Genomic DNA, 18,422 nt, shown 5'->3' on the forward strand with positions numbered 1-18,422 from the left:
GTAAGCATGAAGACTTTAATAAAGAAGCAAAACCGTCGGCCCTTCAGCCTGATAAAGAAAATCGTGCTTTGTATCTTGAGTACTGTACTGGTAGTTGGAATAATCTATCTGATCTATTATGCCATTCATTACCTGGCTTACGACAAGTACAGGGATTATCTGACAAGTTACGATTATGAAACCGGAGAAGAGTACCAACCGGTGAAAGAAAATAAAACAGACGTACCAGGAATGGAACTGGTATGTGAAAATGAATATTTAAAGCTGTATACGGATACTGCCACCGCTGCCGTTGCAATCTATGATAAGAGAAATGGAGAAATAAGTTACTCCAATCCGACCGATGCGGAGGAGGATGGTATCGCTAATGATGCCAATATGAATTATCTGAAATCCCAATTAATCGTAAATTATTATAATCCGGAAGTGAAATCCGGTACCTATGATTCCTACAGCATGGCGGTAGAAAAAGGACAGATAACCGTTGAAAGCCTTAAAAATGGTCTTCGTTACATCTATCGTCTGGGGGATTTCAATAGCAGCAAAACCGGTATCATCCCAATATATATTACCCGGGAAAAGTTGGAGGAAATCAGAGGAAAGCTTTCTGAGAAGGATTCTGTTTCCTTAGAAAGATATTACATAGAAAGTACTGCTACAAAGGGTATGCTTGAACTTAACGGAGTTGTTAAGAAGAATCCGAAAACTATCAAAAAAATTCAGGAATGGCTTGCTAATATTGGCTGGACGAATGAGGATTATGAAGAACAGATGGAACTTGCAGGGGTTGAAACCATTCTTCCGATTTCCTTTCAGATTCCTTTGGAATACAGGCTTACGGAAGATGGCTTAAAGGTATCCATTCCAGTGTCTGCAATTGAGGAATATGGCGGCGGTTCTATATACCGGATTCAGTTACTGCGTTATATGGCAGCTGCGAATACAACAGAAAATGGTTATATGGTTGTACCAAATGGTTCCGGTTCTTTGATTGATTTTAATAACGGCAAGATTGCAGCAGCCTCTTATTCGCAATATGTCTATGACATTGATCCGTTGGCTGCAAATTATACGACTACAGAGAACAGTATAAGTGCTAAACTACCGTTGTTTGGAATTTGCAGAGAGAAGTCCTCTGTCCTTGCAACCATTGAAAGCGGAGCAAGTCTTTCAGTGATAACAGCCGGAATTTCCGGTGTATATAACGAATATAACTATGCATATCCAACCTTTGTGCTTCGTACAGCCGATAATCTCAGGATGTTTGGAAATACCAGCCAGGACGTATTAGTACTGGAGCCAGAACTATATGATGCCAATCTGGAAGTAATGTATACCTTCCTGACAGAAGAATATAAGGGTTATGCAGGCCTTGCAGGTTATTACAGAGAAAAGCTGATAGCTGAAGGAGTACTTACTCCGGGCTCTCAAACGGGAGATATTCCTTTTTATTATGATGTTATCAGCGGTGTAAAGGAAACGGCTCATTTTCTTGGAAAACAGTATCTGCATACCTTTTCCATGACTACTTTTGATCAGGCTGCCAGGATATCTGAGGAACTTTCAGCTCAGGGAATAAACAACCAGGTGATGAATCTGCAAGGTTGGTTTAACGGCGGGTATTATCATAATACAGCTGACAAGATAAAGATTCCAGGGAAACTTGGAGGGAAATCAGAGTTAGAAAACCTGAGCAAAACCCTGAAAAAAAATGGCGGAAGGTTATACGCCGATGTTGCCTTACAACAGATAACCTATGCAGATAAGGATTTTAACTATAATGCAGAGGCTTCTAAGTATTACGGAGCAGGATATGTGGTAGCCTTAGGGCAGGTAAATCCTGCAACCTTAAGAAGCACTTCAAGTCTTGGATATATGGAGACAGTATACAATTTGCTCTCTCCCAGATATCTGCCCAGATACGTGAGCAAATTTGCTGAAGAAATGAATGCTTATGATATAGAGGGTATCTCCTTAAGAGATCTTGGAAATATAGTTTATTCAGACAAAAAACGTAGGAATATAATCGACAGGGAAGAAGCCCTAAAAGTGGTGTTGGGACAGCTTGACCTATTAAAAGGTACGGGTAAGAAGCTCATGACCAATAGTGCCAATGATTATAGCTTTGGGTATAGTTCAGATATTATTAATGTACCCATTGAACAGAATAATTTCCTCATTGTAGATGAACGGATTCCTCTTTATGAAATGATTCTGCACGGTAGTATTCCCTATTCTACAGAGCTGTTAAATTATGAGGACAAGGAAGGTATGAAGGAAACCGTACTTAAAATGATTGAAAGTGGTGCTGCGCCTCATTATATTTTCACCTGGGAAGAGTCAAACAAGATGAAGAATACCGGTTTAAACAGGTATTATGCGACTACTTTCGGAGTTTGGAAGGCAGATGCAATTGCAATATACAAGCAGGTAAACGAACCATTAAGCCAGGTAAGGGGTTCTGTGATGCAGAATCATGAAATTCTCTCAAACGGTGTAAGAAAGGTTACTTATGACAATGGCACCGTAATCTATATCAACTACAGTGATGAAGTACAGCTGACAGATGGGTATGAGATACCGGCAAAAGGCTATAGATTGGAGGGGACGAAATGAATGGAAAAAAAAGAATGACGCTTCTCCAAAAACGAAAGATGACAGGACTTTTATTTATTCTGCCCTGGTTTGTGGGATTTCTGGTCTTTTATGTGAGATCCATACTTCTGGCAGGACAGTTTGCCTTTTCTGAACTAAATATGGATGCGGTGAATGGCGGTTACAGTCTTACAAATGTCGGCTGGGAGAACTTCCGCTATGCCTTCCGTGTCCACGGCACTTTTAAACAGATACTTACGACTTCAGTACTGGATATGCTGGTGGATGTTCCATTAATTACTTTTTTCAGCTTATTTATGGCAATACTGCTCAACAAAAAATTTAAGGGAAGAACCATTGTAAGAGCGATTTTCTTTCTGCCAATTATCCTGAACTCCGGAGCAATTACCGCAGCCATGGAATTATCTGCTCAGATGATGCAAGGGGGAATTTCGTCCCAGGCAGCAGAGATGTTATCGTCATCTGCCTCAGCCGGCTCTACCCTTGCTCTGGATATGGACTTTTTTATCGATATGTTCATGAATCTGGGTCTTCCGGTGACGTTAATCGGTTATATTATAACTGCTGTTGCCCGTATCAATGATATCATTGCAGCTTCCGGTGTGCAGATAATAATCTTTATTGCTGCATTGCAGTCCATACCGGGTTCTATGTACGAGGTGGCAAAGATTGAAGGGGCTACCGGATATGAAACCTTTTGGAAGATTACTTTTCCTATGGTAATGCCACATATCATAACCAACGTGGTATACACCATAGTAGACAGCTTCACGGAAAGCGGAGTGGTTGATCTGGCCTATAAAACAGCATTTAACGAATTTAACTATGGACTGAGCAGTGTCTTCAGTCTGGTATCAACCATAATCACCTGTATTATTCTGGTAACAGTCTGCGGGCTGATACAGAAGCGTACTTTCTACTACAATTGAGGAAAGGAGAAGCATATCATGATAAAAAATTCTGCCTTAACAGATGGTTTCCTTAGGCTTAAAGCTATAGCAAGTGACAAAGATCAGGGTAAAAGCCTTCTTAGTAATGTAAAGAAGTTCCTGATCAGTGTATCAAGAATTGCCATATTGATTGGAGTTGGATATGTAATCCTGTCGCCAGTCATCGGCATGATAGTAAACTCCATTTCCTCAGATCGGGATGCTTACAATCCAATGGTATTTGTATTACCGCAATTTCCAACGCTGGAAAGGTACCGGCTTGTTTATGAGTCCCTTGATTATCTGCCTACCATGGCAAGGGATCTCCTTTACACCTTATCCCTGATGCTGCTGCAAATTCTTGTATGCTCTATGGTGGGATATGGTTTTGCAAGATTTGATTTTCCTTTTAAGAAGCTTTTGTTTGGCTGTGTGGTGGTGATGATCGTTATCCCTGTACACACAATTATGTTGCCGTTATACATAACCTTCCGACAGTTTGATCCATTTGGCATTGCCACTGCACTAACAGGTTCGTCGATTAACCTCATGGGTACCCCGGTCCCTATGTATATTATGACAGCTCTGGGGTGCGGGTTGAGGTCAGGTTTATATATTTATATCTTCAATCAATTTTTCAGAGGGCTTCCCAAGGAAATAGAGGAGGCAGCATTTGTAGATGGTGCAGGCGTTTGGTATACCTATTTTAAGATTATGCTGGTAAACGCTACACCGGCTGTCATAACCGTAGCAGTGTTCTCAATGGTATGGCAGTTCAATGATACTTTTTTTGCGAAGTTATTTTTGATTAGTGAGGATGTGGTAATCAGTAAAAAGATCTCTATTTTGCAGGCAACCATAGCAAACGATTATAAGATCCTGGATACAGCCATACAGGAATTATATCTGAATGCCGGCATTATATTAGTTATCTTGCCTATATTGATTATCTATCTGTTACTACAGAGATACTTTATAGAGGGTGTGGAGAGAAGCGGTATTGTGGGGTAGTTTTCTCTTGCCTGGAAGCTATTAACTTTTATCTTAAAAGGAGGAGTGAAAAAGGTGAAGAACAAAAAAATTTTAGCCTGCCTGCTGGTGGGCACCATGGCTTTGGCTTTGGTGGGCTGTAAAGGTGACGGTACGAAGAAAACGGATGCAGATGTAAAGAACGAGATTGTTCAGGAAGTGACCTCTACACCGGAACCGGAGACAGAGCCTGTTCAGGAAACGGTAACGGCAAGCCTGGATTTTGAAGACGGTAATATGGGGTTTGTTTCTTTGTATACCCAGTCTGCTGATGCAGATAATTCGGAACTGTCAATTGTAGATTACAACGGAAGTAAAGCTCTGCAGGTAAAGAATATGGAGGGAAAGGTTCCTTATGTTGGATTTGATGCTACCAGCCTGCTGGGAGCTGATGTTACGAAAGTGGCTGCTTTGGAGATGACTATCGGAACAGCATATGGTAACGGCAGTTTCAGTGCTTCTTCCGGAAATATTCTTACCTGGACCGGTGAAAAGCTTGAAGAGACCAAATATGACTGGTCTGTATATCTGGATACCAAAAATCCAAACAAAGCAGTTGCGAAGCTGGATACCGGAAAAGAGTTCATAGCAGATGCCGGCAATATCTTTATTATATGCCTTAAGACAGATAATGGCGTAACAGAAGGAAATGGAAATGCTACCATGTATATCGATGATATCCGTTTCCTGGATGCTTCCGGTAATGTATTGACAGCAAACAGCTCAGTTGCTTTTGCTCCGCCCAAAGGCTTTGAAAGTACAGGTATCGATCTGTCCAATCTGGCAGCAGTTACAAATGCCGTGAACTTTGAAGGATTTGCTTGTACGGGAGCCGGCTGGGCACAGAACGGTTTTGAAATGCCGAAGGAAATAATCGATGCTTTGGTACCCGGTTCTGTAGTGGAAATTGAGTATACCAGTGAAAATGGTGATATGTGGCTGGTTATTCCCGGAGCAGCTGCAGGTTGGATGAGAGTCGGAGATGGTACCAATAGTAAAGCTTATATTAACAACTCTAAAAACGTTGCGCAGATTACCTATGAGCAGATAGCTGAGTTCTGCGGAGAAGACAAAGCTGCCTGGGGTACTACCATGCAATGTGAGGCTTCCGGTGCCTGGGAAGTTTACAGTGTGAAGGTTGGCACAAAATCAACGGTATATGGTTTATCCAATCCGGTGGAATTCAAAGATTTCGCCTGCAAAGCAGATGCCTGGGCACAGAGTGGTTTTGACATGCCCCAGGAAATTGTAGATGCCCTGGTACCTGGTTCCGTTGTTGAAGTAAGTTATACCAGTGAATCCGGCAAGCTGTGGTTAGTAATACCCGGAGCAGCCGCTGGCTGGATGAGAGTTGGTGATGGTACCAATGGTTCAGCTGTAAGTTATAATGGCAAGAGTTACATTACCTACGAACAGATTGCAGAATTCTGCGGTGAGGATAAGTCTGCCTGGGGTCTTACAATGCAGTGCGAATCCGATACGCCCTGGGAAGTATATGGTGTAAGGGTAGGAACAGCTTCTGCCATGAACATGCTGAACAATGTGGTGGAATTTAAAGATTTCGCCTGCAAAGCAGATGCCTGGGCTCAAAATGGCTTTGATATGCCTCAGGAAATCCTGGATGCCTTAGTACCAGGTTCAGTAGTTTCTGTTAAATACACCAGTGAATCAGGAAAACTGTGGCTGGTAATGCCGGGAGCGGCGGCAGGCTGGATGAGAGTTGGTGATGGTACCAATGGGCAGGCAGCAAACAGTGATGGAATTGCTCAAATAACCTATGAACAGATTGCAAAGTTCTGCGGAGAAGACAAATCCACCTGGGGAACTGTGATGCAATGTGAATCGGATACGCCCTGGGAAGTATACAGCGTAAGCGTAGGCCAGGCCGCTAAATAATGGCAAGACAAGGGGACATTGAAGGAGGATATGGAATAATGAAAAATTTGAAAAAAGTAATAGCTCTTTGCTTATCTGTTATGATGGTCGTATCAATGTTTGGATGCAGTAAAAAGACTGAGAAAGACACTCCCTCCAGCAGCGAAGTCACAGAAAGTGCCACAGAAGTACCTACAACAGAACCTGTGAACAATACTGGTGAAAAAAGAACAATCAATATTGGTACCTGGTGGATACAATACTATGACAGTTCCCATAAGTCCGTAGAGGATGATCCCTCGTATTCAGGTTTGGATGTAGCACATTTGAAATTTGATAATGTAAAAAAGATTCATGATAAATACAATGTAGATTTCTTCTGGAAAAACCTGACTTATGCAGGAGTTCAGGAATCTATTAATAATTCCATTCTTGCAGGTACACCTGATTGTGATATTTACCTGGTAGAGCTGGCGTTTGGTATACCGGCAGCACTTAACGGTCTGGCTACTGATATGAAAACTGTTCTTCCGGCGGATAACGATCTCTTTACCACACAAAAGAATATAACTTACCTGGATCTGGGTGACGGTAAAGCGACACTGCTAAAGAGGGTAGAAGCAGCTTCTACGATAGAAGCAACCTATCCCTTAGGCTTTAATATACAGATGCTGGAAGATAATAACCTGGAAGATCCCAGAAAATTATATGAGCGAGGAGAGTGGACCTGGGATAAATTCATCGAATATTGTAAGGTACTGACAAAGGATTCGGATGGAGACGGTCAGACAGATCAATATGGCTATTGCGGTTTCCAAAATGAGACCTTCGAGCAGCTGCTTATGAGTAACGGTGCACATGTTGCGGCAACCAAAAAAGAGGAGCTTTCTTCTGCGGCAACGGGTGAAGCTCTGCAGATGATGTCAGATATGTACAATGTATATAATGTTGCCTATCCTTATGATTTTGAAAGCGGCGACGACGCTACCACCATGAGGGGACAGTACCGTGAAGGAAATATCGGTTTCTTTCCTATTGCAGCATGGATTGCAGCAGATAAGGCAGATTATGACTACTCAGGTGCAAACGGCTCTACCCTTGCATTTGATACGGCCTATGTTCAGTGGCCGGTAGGTCCTTCCGGTAATAAGGATACCAATGCCGGTAAAGTATCAGCAGGTGAATACTATATTATACCTGCAGGGGTAAAAGATCCGGAAACAGTTTACAACGTGCTTTATGATATGTGGAACTGGTATGACGGAGATACTTCTGTTCGAGATGATGAAGAGACTCTGTATTGGTGGTATGCAGTTACTGCTTCTGATGAAACCTTACAGAATGAGAATTTCTCCATTATGGAAGATGTCGGCAGAAGAGAAACCTTTGAGCTTTGGAATCAGCTGGGTATCTCTTACGATCTTCACTCTCTGATCAAAGGGGAGACCACACCTGCACAGTTCCAGGAAACCTATAAACAGCAGGTACAGGATGCACTTGATGCCTATTTTAAGTAAGTAATTTATTATATCGGAAACAGTAGTTAAATTTCTGATAAAGCAGCGGCTGCGCTGCCGTATACAAATAGAAATTACAGGGCGGGGTGCCGCCCTGTAAAAAGGTAGAATGGAGGAATTTATGAGCGATTTAAAAATGATAGCTCCTGCGGTGCCAAATGTTCCCTGGCAGGAACGTCCGGCAGGGTTAAAGGATGCCCCGGTTTGGAGATATACAGAAAATCCAATCATTGGACGTAATCCCGTAAAAGGCGTTGCCAGAATATTTAACAGTGCGGTCATGCCTTATGGGGATGAATTTATTGGTGTTTTCCGCGGTGAGCAGACGAACGGTATTCCTTATATCTACCTGGGTAGAAGTAAGGATGCCATTCACTGGGATTTTGATGAGAATAAAATACCTTTTGTGGATAGTGAGGGTAAATCCTTTATGCCGCTATATGCCTATGACCCAAGACTGGTAAAGGTAGAGGATACCTATTACATCATTTGGTGTCAGGATTTTTACGGTGCGGCAATCGGTATGGCTAAAACAAAGGATTTTGAAAGCTTTGAAAGAGTGGAAAATCCATTTCTGCCTTATAATCGAAATGCAGTGCTGTTTCCCCGGAAAATCAACGGAAATTTTGTTATGTTAAGCAGACCCTCTGACAGCGGGCATACACCTTTTGGTGATATCTTTGTTAGTGAAAGTCCGGATCTCACTTTTTGGGGTAAACACAGACATGTTATGGGAAGAGGCAGTAACTGGTGGGAATCCTTAAAAATTGGCAGCGGTGCAACTCCTATTGAGACCAGTGAAGGTTGGCTTTTGTTCTACCATGGGGTAAGCGGTACCTGTAATGGCTATGTATACAGCATTGGCGGAGCAATTCTGGATCTTGAGAATCCCTCCATCGTAAAGTATCGTTGTGAGACCTTCCTGCTTACGCCGGAGGAGTGGTATGAAGAGAGAGGATTTGTTCCCAATGTAATTTTTCCTTGTGCTACCATTCATGATTCAGAGTCTGGAAAGATTGCCATTTACTATGGTTCAGCAGATAGTTATGTCGGTCTGGCCTTCACCAAATTTGATGAAATCATAGCCTATATCAAGGAACATAGCAATGTATCCGCAAGTGATACGGAAGTTGGTAACAGATAGAAGCGTAGTGTAATAGAGAGGCTAGTGTAATTGAGAAGCTAGTGTAATAATAATTAGTTCTAAAATAATAGTAAGGGGTTTTGCAAAATAGATCAGGTGTCTATGGAGCAAAATCCTTTTTCTGTATATGCTCAACTTTCTTTTTATTAATTTGCTTTTCCTTGCGATAGCATTAATCTATATAGGTGTATTCGTTCTTTGTGTTTTGTGGAATATACCTGCACTCATAGAGAAACAAGCCTTATAACTTTGAATTATGATTTATGAATATTATGATTTATGAATGTTTCAATAAATGTATATGGAAGAAGTGAATACTAATTTTCATTCGTTATTTGATTAGATGTTTATAAAAATATATTGACTTATTGTAATTGCGTGATTATAATGACAGTAATTTCTCAATTACTTTAAAAATCAATTAAGGAGTGTTGTTAACCTTGCTGGGTGGCATGGGGTTCCCGACCCCATGCCACCCGTCGGGTGCTCGGTGCGAATGGTCAAGTGCATATTTATTAGGTATTTATGGCCGTAGATATTAATAGCACCCTAAAATTTAAATACAAATTATAAAAAAGTTGGAACGGAGGCAACATGGAGGTATTGAAAAGTACAGAAATCACAAAGTACCGCAAAGTGATGGAAGAAGAAAAAGAGAGAATCATATCCAATGTTAATTATTTGCAGAAAGATAACCGGGAGGATGAGGCGGTTTTTGAAAAAATCAGACTGAATGTCTATAACATCTTTCTCTCCTGTTTACAGGCCAGCATTAATAAATTGGATAAGGAAAGAGATTTTTATGATTCAAATTATATGACAGGACTAAAGACCGAGTATCTTGCCTGTATTGAGAGGATAAGTATGCCATGGAAAGAAAAACTTTCCTTCGCAGAAAATCATGACATTACAGAAGACAGATTAATTGAAACGATTAAACTTGAAACAGCTGCCGCTATTAAGTCTCTGTTTCTACAAAGTTTAGAAGGAGCAGAGTTATGACAGAAGAGCAGGTTATCAAGTTATTAAAATGTCTCTCTGATAAATCCAGGCTTCAGATTGTAAAAAACCTGGTCAAGGAACCCATGTATGTAGAACTTCTGGCAGAAAGGCTTGATCTGACACCTCCAACAGTATCTTTTCATTTAAAGAAATTAATGGACAGCGGGCTGGTGACTTCTGAGAAAGAGCAATACTATATGATATACCACGTGAATAGGGAGGTGTTTGGTAATACACTGGAGGAACTGATATTAAGTAAAGCTACTGAAAATGAAGCTGAAATGGAGAGGGAGCTGAAATATCGGAACAAAATTATCAACAGCTTCTTTGAGAGAGGGAAACTTAAAAGCATACCGGTGCAAAAGGAGAAACGTAAGATAATTCTAAATAAGCTGGCAGATAGATTTGAATATAAAAGAGAATATAAAGAGAAAGAAGTCAATCTTATATTGGCGGATTTTCATGATGACTTTTGTACCTTGCGTAAATATATGGTAGAAGAAGGTTTATTTGAACGGGTAAATAACAGCTATAAACGAAAAGAAAAGTAAGAAAGACAATTTTTGAACTGCTGATTAAGAAATTACTGTGAATTCCAAACATTGTTAATTCATTGCCATTCTGTTATACTTTATGTTAAAAGATAACAATACTATAAGCAAAGGAGTGACTTAAATGTCTGGAATCATTTTAGAAGGCGGAACCTTCCGCCCTATATTCAGTGCCGGTATTATGGATGCTTTATTAGAACATGAAATTTTGTTTCCCTACTGCATCGGTGTTTCAGCTGGCATAAGCTTTGGGTATTCCTATGTGTCTAAACAAAAAGGCAGGAACCTGGATATACTTCTTAACTTCAGAAAAGACAAGCGATATATAGGTACAAGAAATTTAATTAAATACAAAAGTCTCTTTGGACTGGACTTCGTTTACGATGAAATACCTAATAAGCTACATCCTTTTGATTGGGATACCTTTAACCAATACGACGGAAAAGTGGTGGTGGGTGTAACCAATGCCAATACCGGAAAAGTCGAATATTTGGATGGTAAAGATACGGATAAGAAATGTACTGTATTACAGGCCACCTGTGCTATGCCAATGTTCTTTCCAGCGATTAATTGGAAAGAAAATCTGTATTATGATGGTGGACTCACTGATTCCATACCTATTAGAAAAGCTATTGCTGACGGCAATGAGAAAAATCTTATTATATTGACAAGACCAAAGGGTTATCAAAGAATACTGGGAAACGACAGTAAGATTGCTATGAGGATGCTGCGTAATAAATATCCTGCAATGGTAGAGGTATTAAGAGACAGGCCCAAAATGTATAATGAAACCGTTGCATTTTGTGAAGAGCTCGAAAAGCAAGGAAAAGCTGTAATATTAAGACCTGAATACCCAATTGAAAGCCTGGAAAAAGATTTGGATACCCTGGAAAAGAATTACCGCCATGGTTATGATATGGCTGTAAGTAAGATAAAAGAAATTGAGAAGCTTCTGTAAGATTATACAGTGAAGTTTTTATAATTAAACAGTAGCCTCTTTAAATTGTGTGGTGATGGCTCTTAAAATTGTACTGTGAAGCTTCTTTAATATATCAATTGTATTAAATAATAATACTTTGAAATTATATTCTCAAAAGTGAACTTATACATTTTTGTTATTTAGAAAAATCCATGTATCAACGTTTAGACTGGTTATTTAGCCATAACGTGATCCATGGATTTTATAGGTTGAACATTCAACAAAGAGCTGTCTTAAGCTCCTTTTGAAATTTCAGCCAGACGGTCAATAATGGGTAAGTGCTGGGTACATAACTTTTCACATTTTCCGCATTTAATACATTCAGCTGCCATTTCTACAGGTATATGCCAATGATAGTTAATTCTGTCGTACATATTATTTCCGAGAAGTTTTTCATTATAGGCATCCATGAATTTAGGAATATCTATATCTTTTGGACAGTGTTTGCAATAAGCACAGCCGGTGCAAAGGTTATTTAAGGCAACGCCTTTATTTTCATATTCCTCAAAGATTTCCTTTGCAGGCCTTTCCTTCAGATTTTCTACTGCCTTACAGGCATCATCCACATGTTCTTTGGTAGTACATCCGGAAAGGGTTATGGTGATTTCCTTATGGGATGCCACAAAGTTAAGGGCAGCCTGTGCAACCGTCAGATCAGTCCCCTCGGCAAGGTATTCGAAGGTTTTGGGATTATTAGGAATTAAACCGCCGCCTAAGGGGTTCATTACAACTACACCCATACCTTTTTCATGAGCAGCTGTAATACCGGTTTGACGAAAACGATAGTTTAAAGCGTTATACCCAATTAACATTCCCCTGAATTTATCAGCGGCAACAGCATCCTCAAGTTCATTCCCCTGCATATGAGAAGAAAAAACAATGTTTCGAATAAGTCCTTCACTTTTTGCCTCTTCAAAGAAACCATAAAGAGACTCACACTGGCTTTCAAAAGAGTTCAGATTCAGAACACACCACAGATGATAAAAGTCAAGATAATCCACTTTTAATCTGCTTAAGGTAGTTTCAAGCCTGCTGCGAAAAGCATCTCTGGTACTTTTTCCTCCTATGGTACCCAGATTGGTCTTGGAAGATATGTAGTAGCTGTCTCTGGGCAGTTGGGATAGTGCAAGTCCTGTTATCATTTCACTTTTATCATTACAATAAAAAGGTGCAGTATCAAAATAGTTTATGCCTTTTTCATGGGCATATAAAACAACTTCTGAACATTTTTCGTAGAGTTCTTCTTTTACATCCTCATCGTCATAGCGCATACAACCCATGCCTATGGCAGATACTTTCATATCAGTATTACCGTATTGCTTGTAGTACATTTTCTACCTCCGTCTGATTAGGACATGTCTGAAAATTCATAGTACTGAACTGAATAACTCACTTTGCGGTATTCTTGGCAGTAATTCAGGGAACATAGCACAATACATCATCTCGCGATTTGCTGCATTGTACGAATTTATCCCACGAAATGGAGCCTCCAGCACAGTAAAAGTAGTTCTCAGACACACCTTAGATTTCCTGATCAACAAATTTGCATAAGAATCTTTCATTCTATAAGTTGAATTTCAGTTTGCCTCTTCCGTTTATAAAAAGGCCTGGTTATTAATGCTATATAGGGCAACTTATAGTATCAATAATAGTATAACATATAAATAAAAAAAATCTCAATGGAGAATATGATACTAAAAGCCACTTCAGACGGTAAGTAAAGGACTTTCTCTTTTACCAGAATAGTAGTATAATGAAGAAAAAGTACAAGCAGTATTATTGTGAAGGAAATTAAGAGAGGGAATGAACGGAAATGATAAAAAAGAAAACGAATAAAACAGAAGCCTTACGAGAATCAAACAACGAAAAAAAAGTAGAATATAGCACAAAAAAAGCTGGCATAAGCAAAACGAATACTACCGGTAATAAATTATCAAAAAGCAATAGTAATAAAAAAAGCAGCAACTCTGCAGCTATAACCGATTGGTTTTTTATGAGTAAACAGGAAGTAACAGCAAAAGATATAGCGCAGCATTTACAGCCCCTAAACCTTGGAGAATTGGATTTGTGGGAGGAACTGAATATACTTGCTCTGGAAATGGGAGATAAAAACAGTATTGATTTTGAAGGTTTGGCAGGTGGGTTCAAAAGTAAAGAGGATATTGCATTTATGAATCAACATGGGTTTGTAACTGTATTTACAGTAACCGTTAGTGAGGACAGTACATTAATACGTGGGGTTTTTGATGAAATTCTTAAGCAATTCTCCGGTGCCTTCTGTGTGGATACGGAGGATTTCAAGCCATACATTATGAGCAGGGAGTAATGACAGACAGCTTGAGAGAAGGAAGGGCTCGCTGTAGATTCAGATAGAAGGAAGGGCGCAAAAGTGAAAATGTTACGGGGAATATTTGGCTTATTGTTTGGCATGCTCCTGTTTCTTCTGGTTATGTTTGGGCAGCTTTTATTCAGAGACGATAAGAGTAACGATGCAATCAGCAATAAAAATGATGCCAGGTTTCATATACAGATACTTGTTCAGAATACGGACGAATACTTTTGGACTAATTTCAAAGACGGTGCAAAGGATGCTTCGGAAGAAATGAAAGTTCATACTGAATTTGTACCTATCACCGGTAAAGACGGTGAAGTGATACAGGACGCTGTTGAGAAGGGTATCTATGCAGGGGTTGACGGAATTGCCTTAAAACCCGCTGATGCTATCGGAACCGGTGAGATTGCAGAGGAAGCAAGAGTAAAAGGTATTCCTCTGGTGGTATATGAGAATGACAGTTATAACATATCAGGGGTACCAACAGTAGCCTCAAACAGTTATACTATCGGTTCAATGGCTGGTAAGATGGCAGCGGAGGCAGTGGGTAAAGGTGCGAAAGCAGTAGTTATAATGAATGAAGCCGGAGAAGAAGGAGATGTACTGTACAGAAATTTAAGTATACAGGGGATTACAGAGGCTTTTTCTGTAAATGATGTACAGCTGGAAGAAATCTATACCTTAAAGCAAAATATGTTTGATGCAGAGAAAGTGACTTACTCGATTATTTCAAAACATAAGGATGCAGATGTCATTATATGCCTTGACGAAAAAAGCACACCCGGTGTTGCACAGGTATTGGTAGATAACAATCTGGTAGGAGATATTAAGCTTGTAGGTTACGGCAGTATGCCTCTAACCCTTGATTATGTTGAAAGAGGGGTTGTCTATGGAACAGTATGCCCCAATGCTTATGAGATTGGGTATTATACAGTGAAACAGCTGGCGCAGGTATTAAACGGTGTGCAGATCAGTGACTATAAGAGTACACCGCTTTATACCATAGATGCCTCTAATGTGGCTGATTATAATAATCAGATTACAGGACAGGCAGGTGAGGAATGAAAGAAAGAGGTAAAGCAGACAGAAAAGGAAGTAATAAAATATACCGTAAATTAAGCATTAAAGTCAGCGGCAAGGAAAGAATAGATCTGTCCTACCGCACCAAACTTACCAGTTTCTTTCTGCTGGCGACCGCTATTACCATATTGGTGGGCTTGTATAATTACATCTCCTCCCAAATGTTGATGCAGGATATGACTGATCTGCTGAATAAGAGCCAGGAGCTAACTGCTTTGTACAAGGAAGTGGATGAGATACAAAGTGATCTTGAGGTCTATTTATCCACCAGAAGTTCAGACAGTCTTCAGTCCTTTTATAATCACAGCAATTCTATCAGTTACAATAACAGTATTTTAAAAGCGGATACCGACTATACAGACCGTGGTGTAAGGATAACAAATCTTACAGGTATGATCGATCATTATCTTAAAATACTGGATGAAACCATTGTTGACAAAAGAAACCGTAAAATAAGTGATTACACTGCCGGTTATCAGCAGGCAGTAAAAGAATATAATTACATCGGCAGTTATATCAAGGAAATTATGAGTACTGATTTAAGCGACAGTGCTGAAAAATATATTGATATACGAAGAGAAGCTGATAAAAGTTCAATTCTAAGTTATGCCATGTTTGGCATAAGTTTTGCACTGATTCTTGTGCTAATCGTTCTGTTCAGTTATGAGATCACAAGACCGATCACAAAATTGTCAGCTTATGCCAAGGAAGTATCCTCCGGTAATTTTGAAGTGGATATATCGGAGGAAGGCACCAGCAGTGAGATAAGGGTACTATACAGGGCTTTTGGTAAAATGACCAGAAGTATTAAGAAATATATCAATGAGCTGAAGGAAAAAGAAAGACTTGAAAGAGTACTAATCCAGGAGAAATATGATAATCTCAAGATGAAAAATGCCCTGCATGAAGCGGAGCTGCTGGCACTGCAGTCTCAGGTCAATCCACATTTCATCTTCAATTCTATCAATATTGGAGCAAAGGTAGCCATGCTTCAGGGAGACAGTGTGACTTGTGAATACCTTGAAAATTTCGCGGATATTTTTCGGTATAACTTAAAGGGTCTGGACTATAATGCGACTTTATCCGATGAAGTGAACAATGTTATGGCATATATGAGCTTATTAACTACCAGGTTTGGTGATTTCATCGAATTTCGCACGGACATTCCGGAGGATCCGGAGATAAAGGATTTTATAATCCCAAGAATGACTCTTCAGCCACTGACAGAAAATGCCTATATCCATGGAATCAGCAAACTGGAAGAGGGAGGAATCATTGAATTAAGCGTTCGAAAAGAAAAGGAGAGAGTAATAATTATAGTCTCCAATTCCGGTGATCATTTCCCCGAGGAAGCAATTCAGCTGATTCTGAACCGTAAATGGAAACATGAGAAAAACGAAAAGCAAAAAGGTCATACCACCGGTATCGGAATGGATAATGTGTTAAAAAGACTGAGGCTGTTTTACGATGATTATAATGTTATGAATATCATTAGTAAAGACGGGGTAACCAAAGTTATTTTGTCACTGCCTTTTGTAAATCGCAGAGAGGAAGAAATGTAGCCGTTGGTAATTAAACGGTAAACTGCATGTAGCTGTTTTGGAAATCAGAAATAATTTCTGCTCACATTTCTTTTTGAGCTTTATCTAAAGATAACAGTGGCAGGTATAAGTTTAGGTTGAAAAAAGAAAAAGCGTTTTCAACTACAGATTCAGGAATGTCAGATCAAAGATTTGATATTCACGAAAGAGGTTAACAGGATGTATAAAGTATTAGTAGTTGATGATGAACCCATAGCAGCAGAGTCTGTTATATATATGCTAAACAGGAATTTTGAAGAAATAGAAATCGTAGGCAGTGCACGCTCGGGAAAAGATGCAATTGAAAAGGCTTACAATCTCCATCCGGATATTATTATAATGGATATAAATATGCCCGGTATCAACGGCTTAGAGGCAATAAAGCAAATAAAAGCCTCTAATTCCAATGTGAGTTTTATTGTCATTTCTGCCTTTGATTATTTTGATTATGCTGTGGAAGCAGTAGCACTGGGCGTTGTGGAGTATCTGCTAAAACCTGTTAAGGAAGCAAAGCTAAAGGAGACCATGGCAATTACTCTGGAGCAGATTCGTGTCCGCAAGCAGAATATTCAGAAGAATCTGGAACAGCAGGAAAGAATGGAGATGATAATTCCTGTTCTGGAGAACGGCTTTATGAATTCATTGTGTCTTTATAACGGCGGAGCGGAGGAACTTAAGAACTACTGCCAGCTCTTTGGCATACCAAAAGGCAGCGGTTATGTAATGGCAATTGAATTAGGTCAGAAAAAGAGCAGAAAGATAGAGAACAAAATCGGTGCCGGTGTATACGGCGATAAAATGTACGGCGAATATAAGAAAATCATACAGTCAAGGCTTAAAGCCATTGTTGGACCAATTATGCTTAACCGTATTATTGTATATGTTTTTGAGGAGAATGACGCTGAAGAATATGAGCTTAAGAAGCATTCCGTTGAGGAAGCAGGAAGAATACTCGAGAGAGCAATAAGAATCTATCCGGATATCTATATTGGTATCGGCCGGTATTACAGCTCTATTGAAGAAGCCAGGAAATCCTATCAGGAATCCCTGTTTGCTCTGGGGGTATTAACCGGTGAAAAAGAAAGTAAAGAAGCGCAGATTCTCCATGTTGATGATATACTGGACAGGGTTGAGTACTCAGAAAGTGATTATGAAGAACAGTTGGAAGAGATCTATCTTCATGCAGCAGAGCAGGAAGAAGAGGGAGTACTGGTGACCTTTGAAGAGGTATTTAACCGGATGACCAGAGATAATTCCATGAGCTTTGAAAGTATCAAAAACAGCATGATTGGGCTGGTAACAGGCTTTGCTGCCCGCTGGAAAAATGCAGCAGGTAATTATTATGATGTATTAAAGGATATTATCGGGACGGAACAAAAGGAAGTACTTTACGCAATCAGCAGGAGTTTCCTGGAACGAACAGTTAAGCGTCTGGCAGAAGGAAGACAGCTTAAGGCAAATACTATAATTGAAAAAGCGAACCGTTATATGGAGATGAATTTCGCCAGAGAAATTTCTTTAGAGGAGGTAGCCAGAGAAGTAAATTTAAGTCCTTATTATTTCAGCAGGTTCTATAAAGAAGAGGCAGGTATTAATTTCAGCGACAGACTGACAGAAATTCGTATGGATAAGGCAAAGGAACTGCTGCGAAAGGATGAATATTCCATTAAGGATGTCTGTTATATGACAGGCTATATGGAACCGAACTATTTTTCAAAGATATTTAAAAAGGTAACCGGTGTCACTCCCACAGAATATAAAAAACTGTTTGGGAATTAAGGAGGAGGT

14 protein-coding genes are annotated in these 18,422 nt (G+C 39.8%); 13 read left to right on the forward strand and 1 reads right to left on the reverse strand.

The window, feature by feature from the left end; genetic code table 11:
• Window positions 1-6: 6 nt before the first annotated feature.
• The 9 genes from BR73_RS0114605 to BR73_RS0114645 all read left to right on the forward strand — a co-directional run bounded on the left by BR73_RS0114605 (window position 7) and on the right by BR73_RS0114645 (window position 11,621).
• The gene (locus tag BR73_RS0114605; protein WP_033166133.1) at window positions 7-2,616 is read left to right on the forward strand and encodes a DUF5696 domain-containing protein; all 2,610 of its coding nucleotides are present in this window, start codon (window positions 7-9) and stop codon (window positions 2,614-2,616) included.
• Window positions 2,613-3,545, forward strand: coding sequence for a sugar ABC transporter permease (locus BR73_RS0114610; protein WP_033166134.1), 933 nt, complete (start codon window positions 2,613-2,615; stop codon window positions 3,543-3,545). The genes BR73_RS0114605 and BR73_RS0114610 overlap by 4 nt, the downstream gene beginning before the upstream one ends.
• Before the next feature lie 18 nt (window positions 3,546-3,563).
• Entirely contained in the window at window positions 3,564-4,556 is a 993-nt protein-coding gene (locus BR73_RS0114615; RefSeq protein ID WP_033166135.1) for a carbohydrate ABC transporter permease, read from the forward strand.
• A gap of 54 nt (window positions 4,557-4,610) precedes the next feature.
• On the forward strand, window positions 4,611-6,470 hold the full coding sequence (locus tag BR73_RS0114620) for a hypothetical protein (RefSeq protein WP_033166136.1): 1,860 nt from the start codon (window positions 4,611-4,613) through the stop codon (window positions 6,468-6,470).
• Window positions 6,471-6,508: 38 nt separating this feature from the next.
• Window positions 6,509-7,966: a hypothetical protein gene (locus tag BR73_RS0114625; protein ID WP_033166137.1), complete on the forward strand. Its 1,458-nt coding sequence runs from the start codon at window positions 6,509-6,511 to the stop codon at window positions 7,964-7,966.
• A 121-nt stretch (window positions 7,967-8,087) separates the two neighbouring features.
• A complete protein-coding gene (locus BR73_RS0114630) occupies window positions 8,088-9,110 on the forward strand; it encodes a glycoside hydrolase family 130 protein (RefSeq protein WP_033167468.1) in 1,023 nt (340 codons plus the stop codon).
• Between the two features lie 594 nt (window positions 9,111-9,704).
• A complete protein-coding gene (locus BR73_RS0114635; protein ID WP_033166138.1) occupies window positions 9,705-10,112 on the forward strand; it encodes a hypothetical protein in 408 nt (135 codons plus the stop codon).
• Window positions 10,109-10,663, forward strand: coding sequence for a metalloregulator ArsR/SmtB family transcription factor (locus BR73_RS0114640; RefSeq protein WP_033166139.1), 555 nt, complete (start codon window positions 10,109-10,111; stop codon window positions 10,661-10,663). The genes BR73_RS0114635 and BR73_RS0114640 overlap by 4 nt, the downstream gene beginning before the upstream one ends.
• A 124-nt stretch (window positions 10,664-10,787) precedes the next feature.
• Window positions 10,788-11,621 (forward strand): patatin family protein, encoded by an 834-nt coding sequence (locus BR73_RS0114645; RefSeq protein WP_033166140.1) that lies wholly within the window; start codon window positions 10,788-10,790, stop codon window positions 11,619-11,621.
• A 254-nt stretch (window positions 11,622-11,875) separates the two neighbouring features.
• Here BR73_RS0114645 and BR73_RS0114650 read toward each other — a convergent pair whose 3' ends face one another.
• Window positions 11,876-12,973 (reverse strand): aldo/keto reductase, encoded by a 1,098-nt coding sequence (locus BR73_RS0114650; RefSeq protein ID WP_033166141.1) that lies wholly within the window; start codon window positions 12,971-12,973, stop codon window positions 11,876-11,878.
• A gap of 482 nt (window positions 12,974-13,455) precedes the next feature.
• Here BR73_RS0114650 and BR73_RS0114655 point away from each other — a divergent pair, with 482 nt between their 5' ends.
• The 4 genes from BR73_RS0114655 to BR73_RS0114670 all read left to right on the forward strand — a co-directional run bounded on the left by BR73_RS0114655 (window position 13,456) and on the right by BR73_RS0114670 (window position 18,413).
• Window positions 13,456-13,968, forward strand: a complete 513-nt coding sequence (locus tag BR73_RS0114655; RefSeq protein WP_033166142.1) for a hypothetical protein — start codon at window positions 13,456-13,458, stop codon at window positions 13,966-13,968.
• 69 nt (window positions 13,969-14,037) lie between these two features.
• Entirely contained in the window at window positions 14,038-15,039 is a 1,002-nt protein-coding gene (locus tag BR73_RS0114660) for a sugar ABC transporter substrate-binding protein (RefSeq protein WP_242860728.1), read from the forward strand.
• Window positions 15,036-16,616 carry a histidine kinase gene (locus BR73_RS0114665; RefSeq protein WP_033166144.1) on the forward strand — a complete coding sequence of 527 codons (1,581 nt, stop codon included), beginning with the start codon at window positions 15,036-15,038 and terminating at the stop codon, window positions 16,614-16,616. Before BR73_RS0114660 ends, BR73_RS0114665 begins: the two co-directional genes overlap by 4 nt.
• 198 nt (window positions 16,617-16,814) lie before the next feature.
• Window positions 16,815-18,413: a response regulator gene (locus BR73_RS0114670; RefSeq protein WP_033166145.1), complete on the forward strand. Its 1,599-nt coding sequence runs from the start codon at window positions 16,815-16,817 to the stop codon at window positions 18,411-18,413.
• The last annotated feature ends 9 nt before the right edge of the window (window positions 18,414-18,422 follow it).

Source organism: Clostridium sp. KNHs205, from assembly GCF_000702945.1.
GTDB lineage: Bacteria > Bacillota > Clostridia > Lachnospirales > Lachnospiraceae > Anaerocolumna.

Excerpts from the sequence above, each read along its gene's own strand:
- BR73_RS0114615 (WP_033166135.1), top strand. The coding sequence starts at position 3,564 with ATGATAAAAAATTCTGCCTTAACAGATGGTTTCCTTAGGCTTAAAGCT.
- BR73_RS0114655 (WP_033166142.1), top strand. The coding sequence starts at position 13,456 with ATGATAAAAAAGAAAACGAATAAAACAGAAGCCTTACGAGAATCAAAC.
- BR73_RS0114650 (WP_033166141.1), bottom strand. The coding sequence starts at position 12,973 with ATGTACTACAAGCAATACGGTAATACTGATATGAAAGTATCTGCCATA.
- BR73_RS0114610 (WP_033166134.1), top strand. The coding sequence starts at position 2,613 with ATGAATGGAAAAAAAAGAATGACGCTTCTCCAAAAACGAAAGATGACA.
- BR73_RS0114625 (WP_033166137.1), top strand. The coding sequence starts at position 6,509 with ATGAAAAATTTGAAAAAAGTAATAGCTCTTTGCTTATCTGTTATGATG.
- BR73_RS0114660 (WP_242860728.1), top strand. The coding sequence starts at position 14,038 with ATGTTACGGGGAATATTTGGCTTATTGTTTGGCATGCTCCTGTTTCTT.
- BR73_RS0114645 (WP_033166140.1), top strand. The coding sequence starts at position 10,788 with ATGTCTGGAATCATTTTAGAAGGCGGAACCTTCCGCCCTATATTCAGT.
- BR73_RS0114605 (WP_033166133.1), top strand. The coding sequence starts at position 7 with ATGAAGACTTTAATAAAGAAGCAAAACCGTCGGCCCTTCAGCCTGATA.
- BR73_RS0114635 (WP_033166138.1), top strand. The coding sequence starts at position 9,705 with ATGGAGGTATTGAAAAGTACAGAAATCACAAAGTACCGCAAAGTGATG.
- BR73_RS0114630 (WP_033167468.1), top strand. The coding sequence starts at position 8,088 with ATGAGCGATTTAAAAATGATAGCTCCTGCGGTGCCAAATGTTCCCTGG.
- BR73_RS0114640 (WP_033166139.1), top strand. The coding sequence starts at position 10,109 with ATGACAGAAGAGCAGGTTATCAAGTTATTAAAATGTCTCTCTGATAAA.
- BR73_RS0114665 (WP_033166144.1), top strand. The coding sequence starts at position 15,036 with ATGAAAGAAAGAGGTAAAGCAGACAGAAAAGGAAGTAATAAAATATAC.
- BR73_RS0114670 (WP_033166145.1), top strand. The coding sequence starts at position 16,815 with ATGTATAAAGTATTAGTAGTTGATGATGAACCCATAGCAGCAGAGTCT.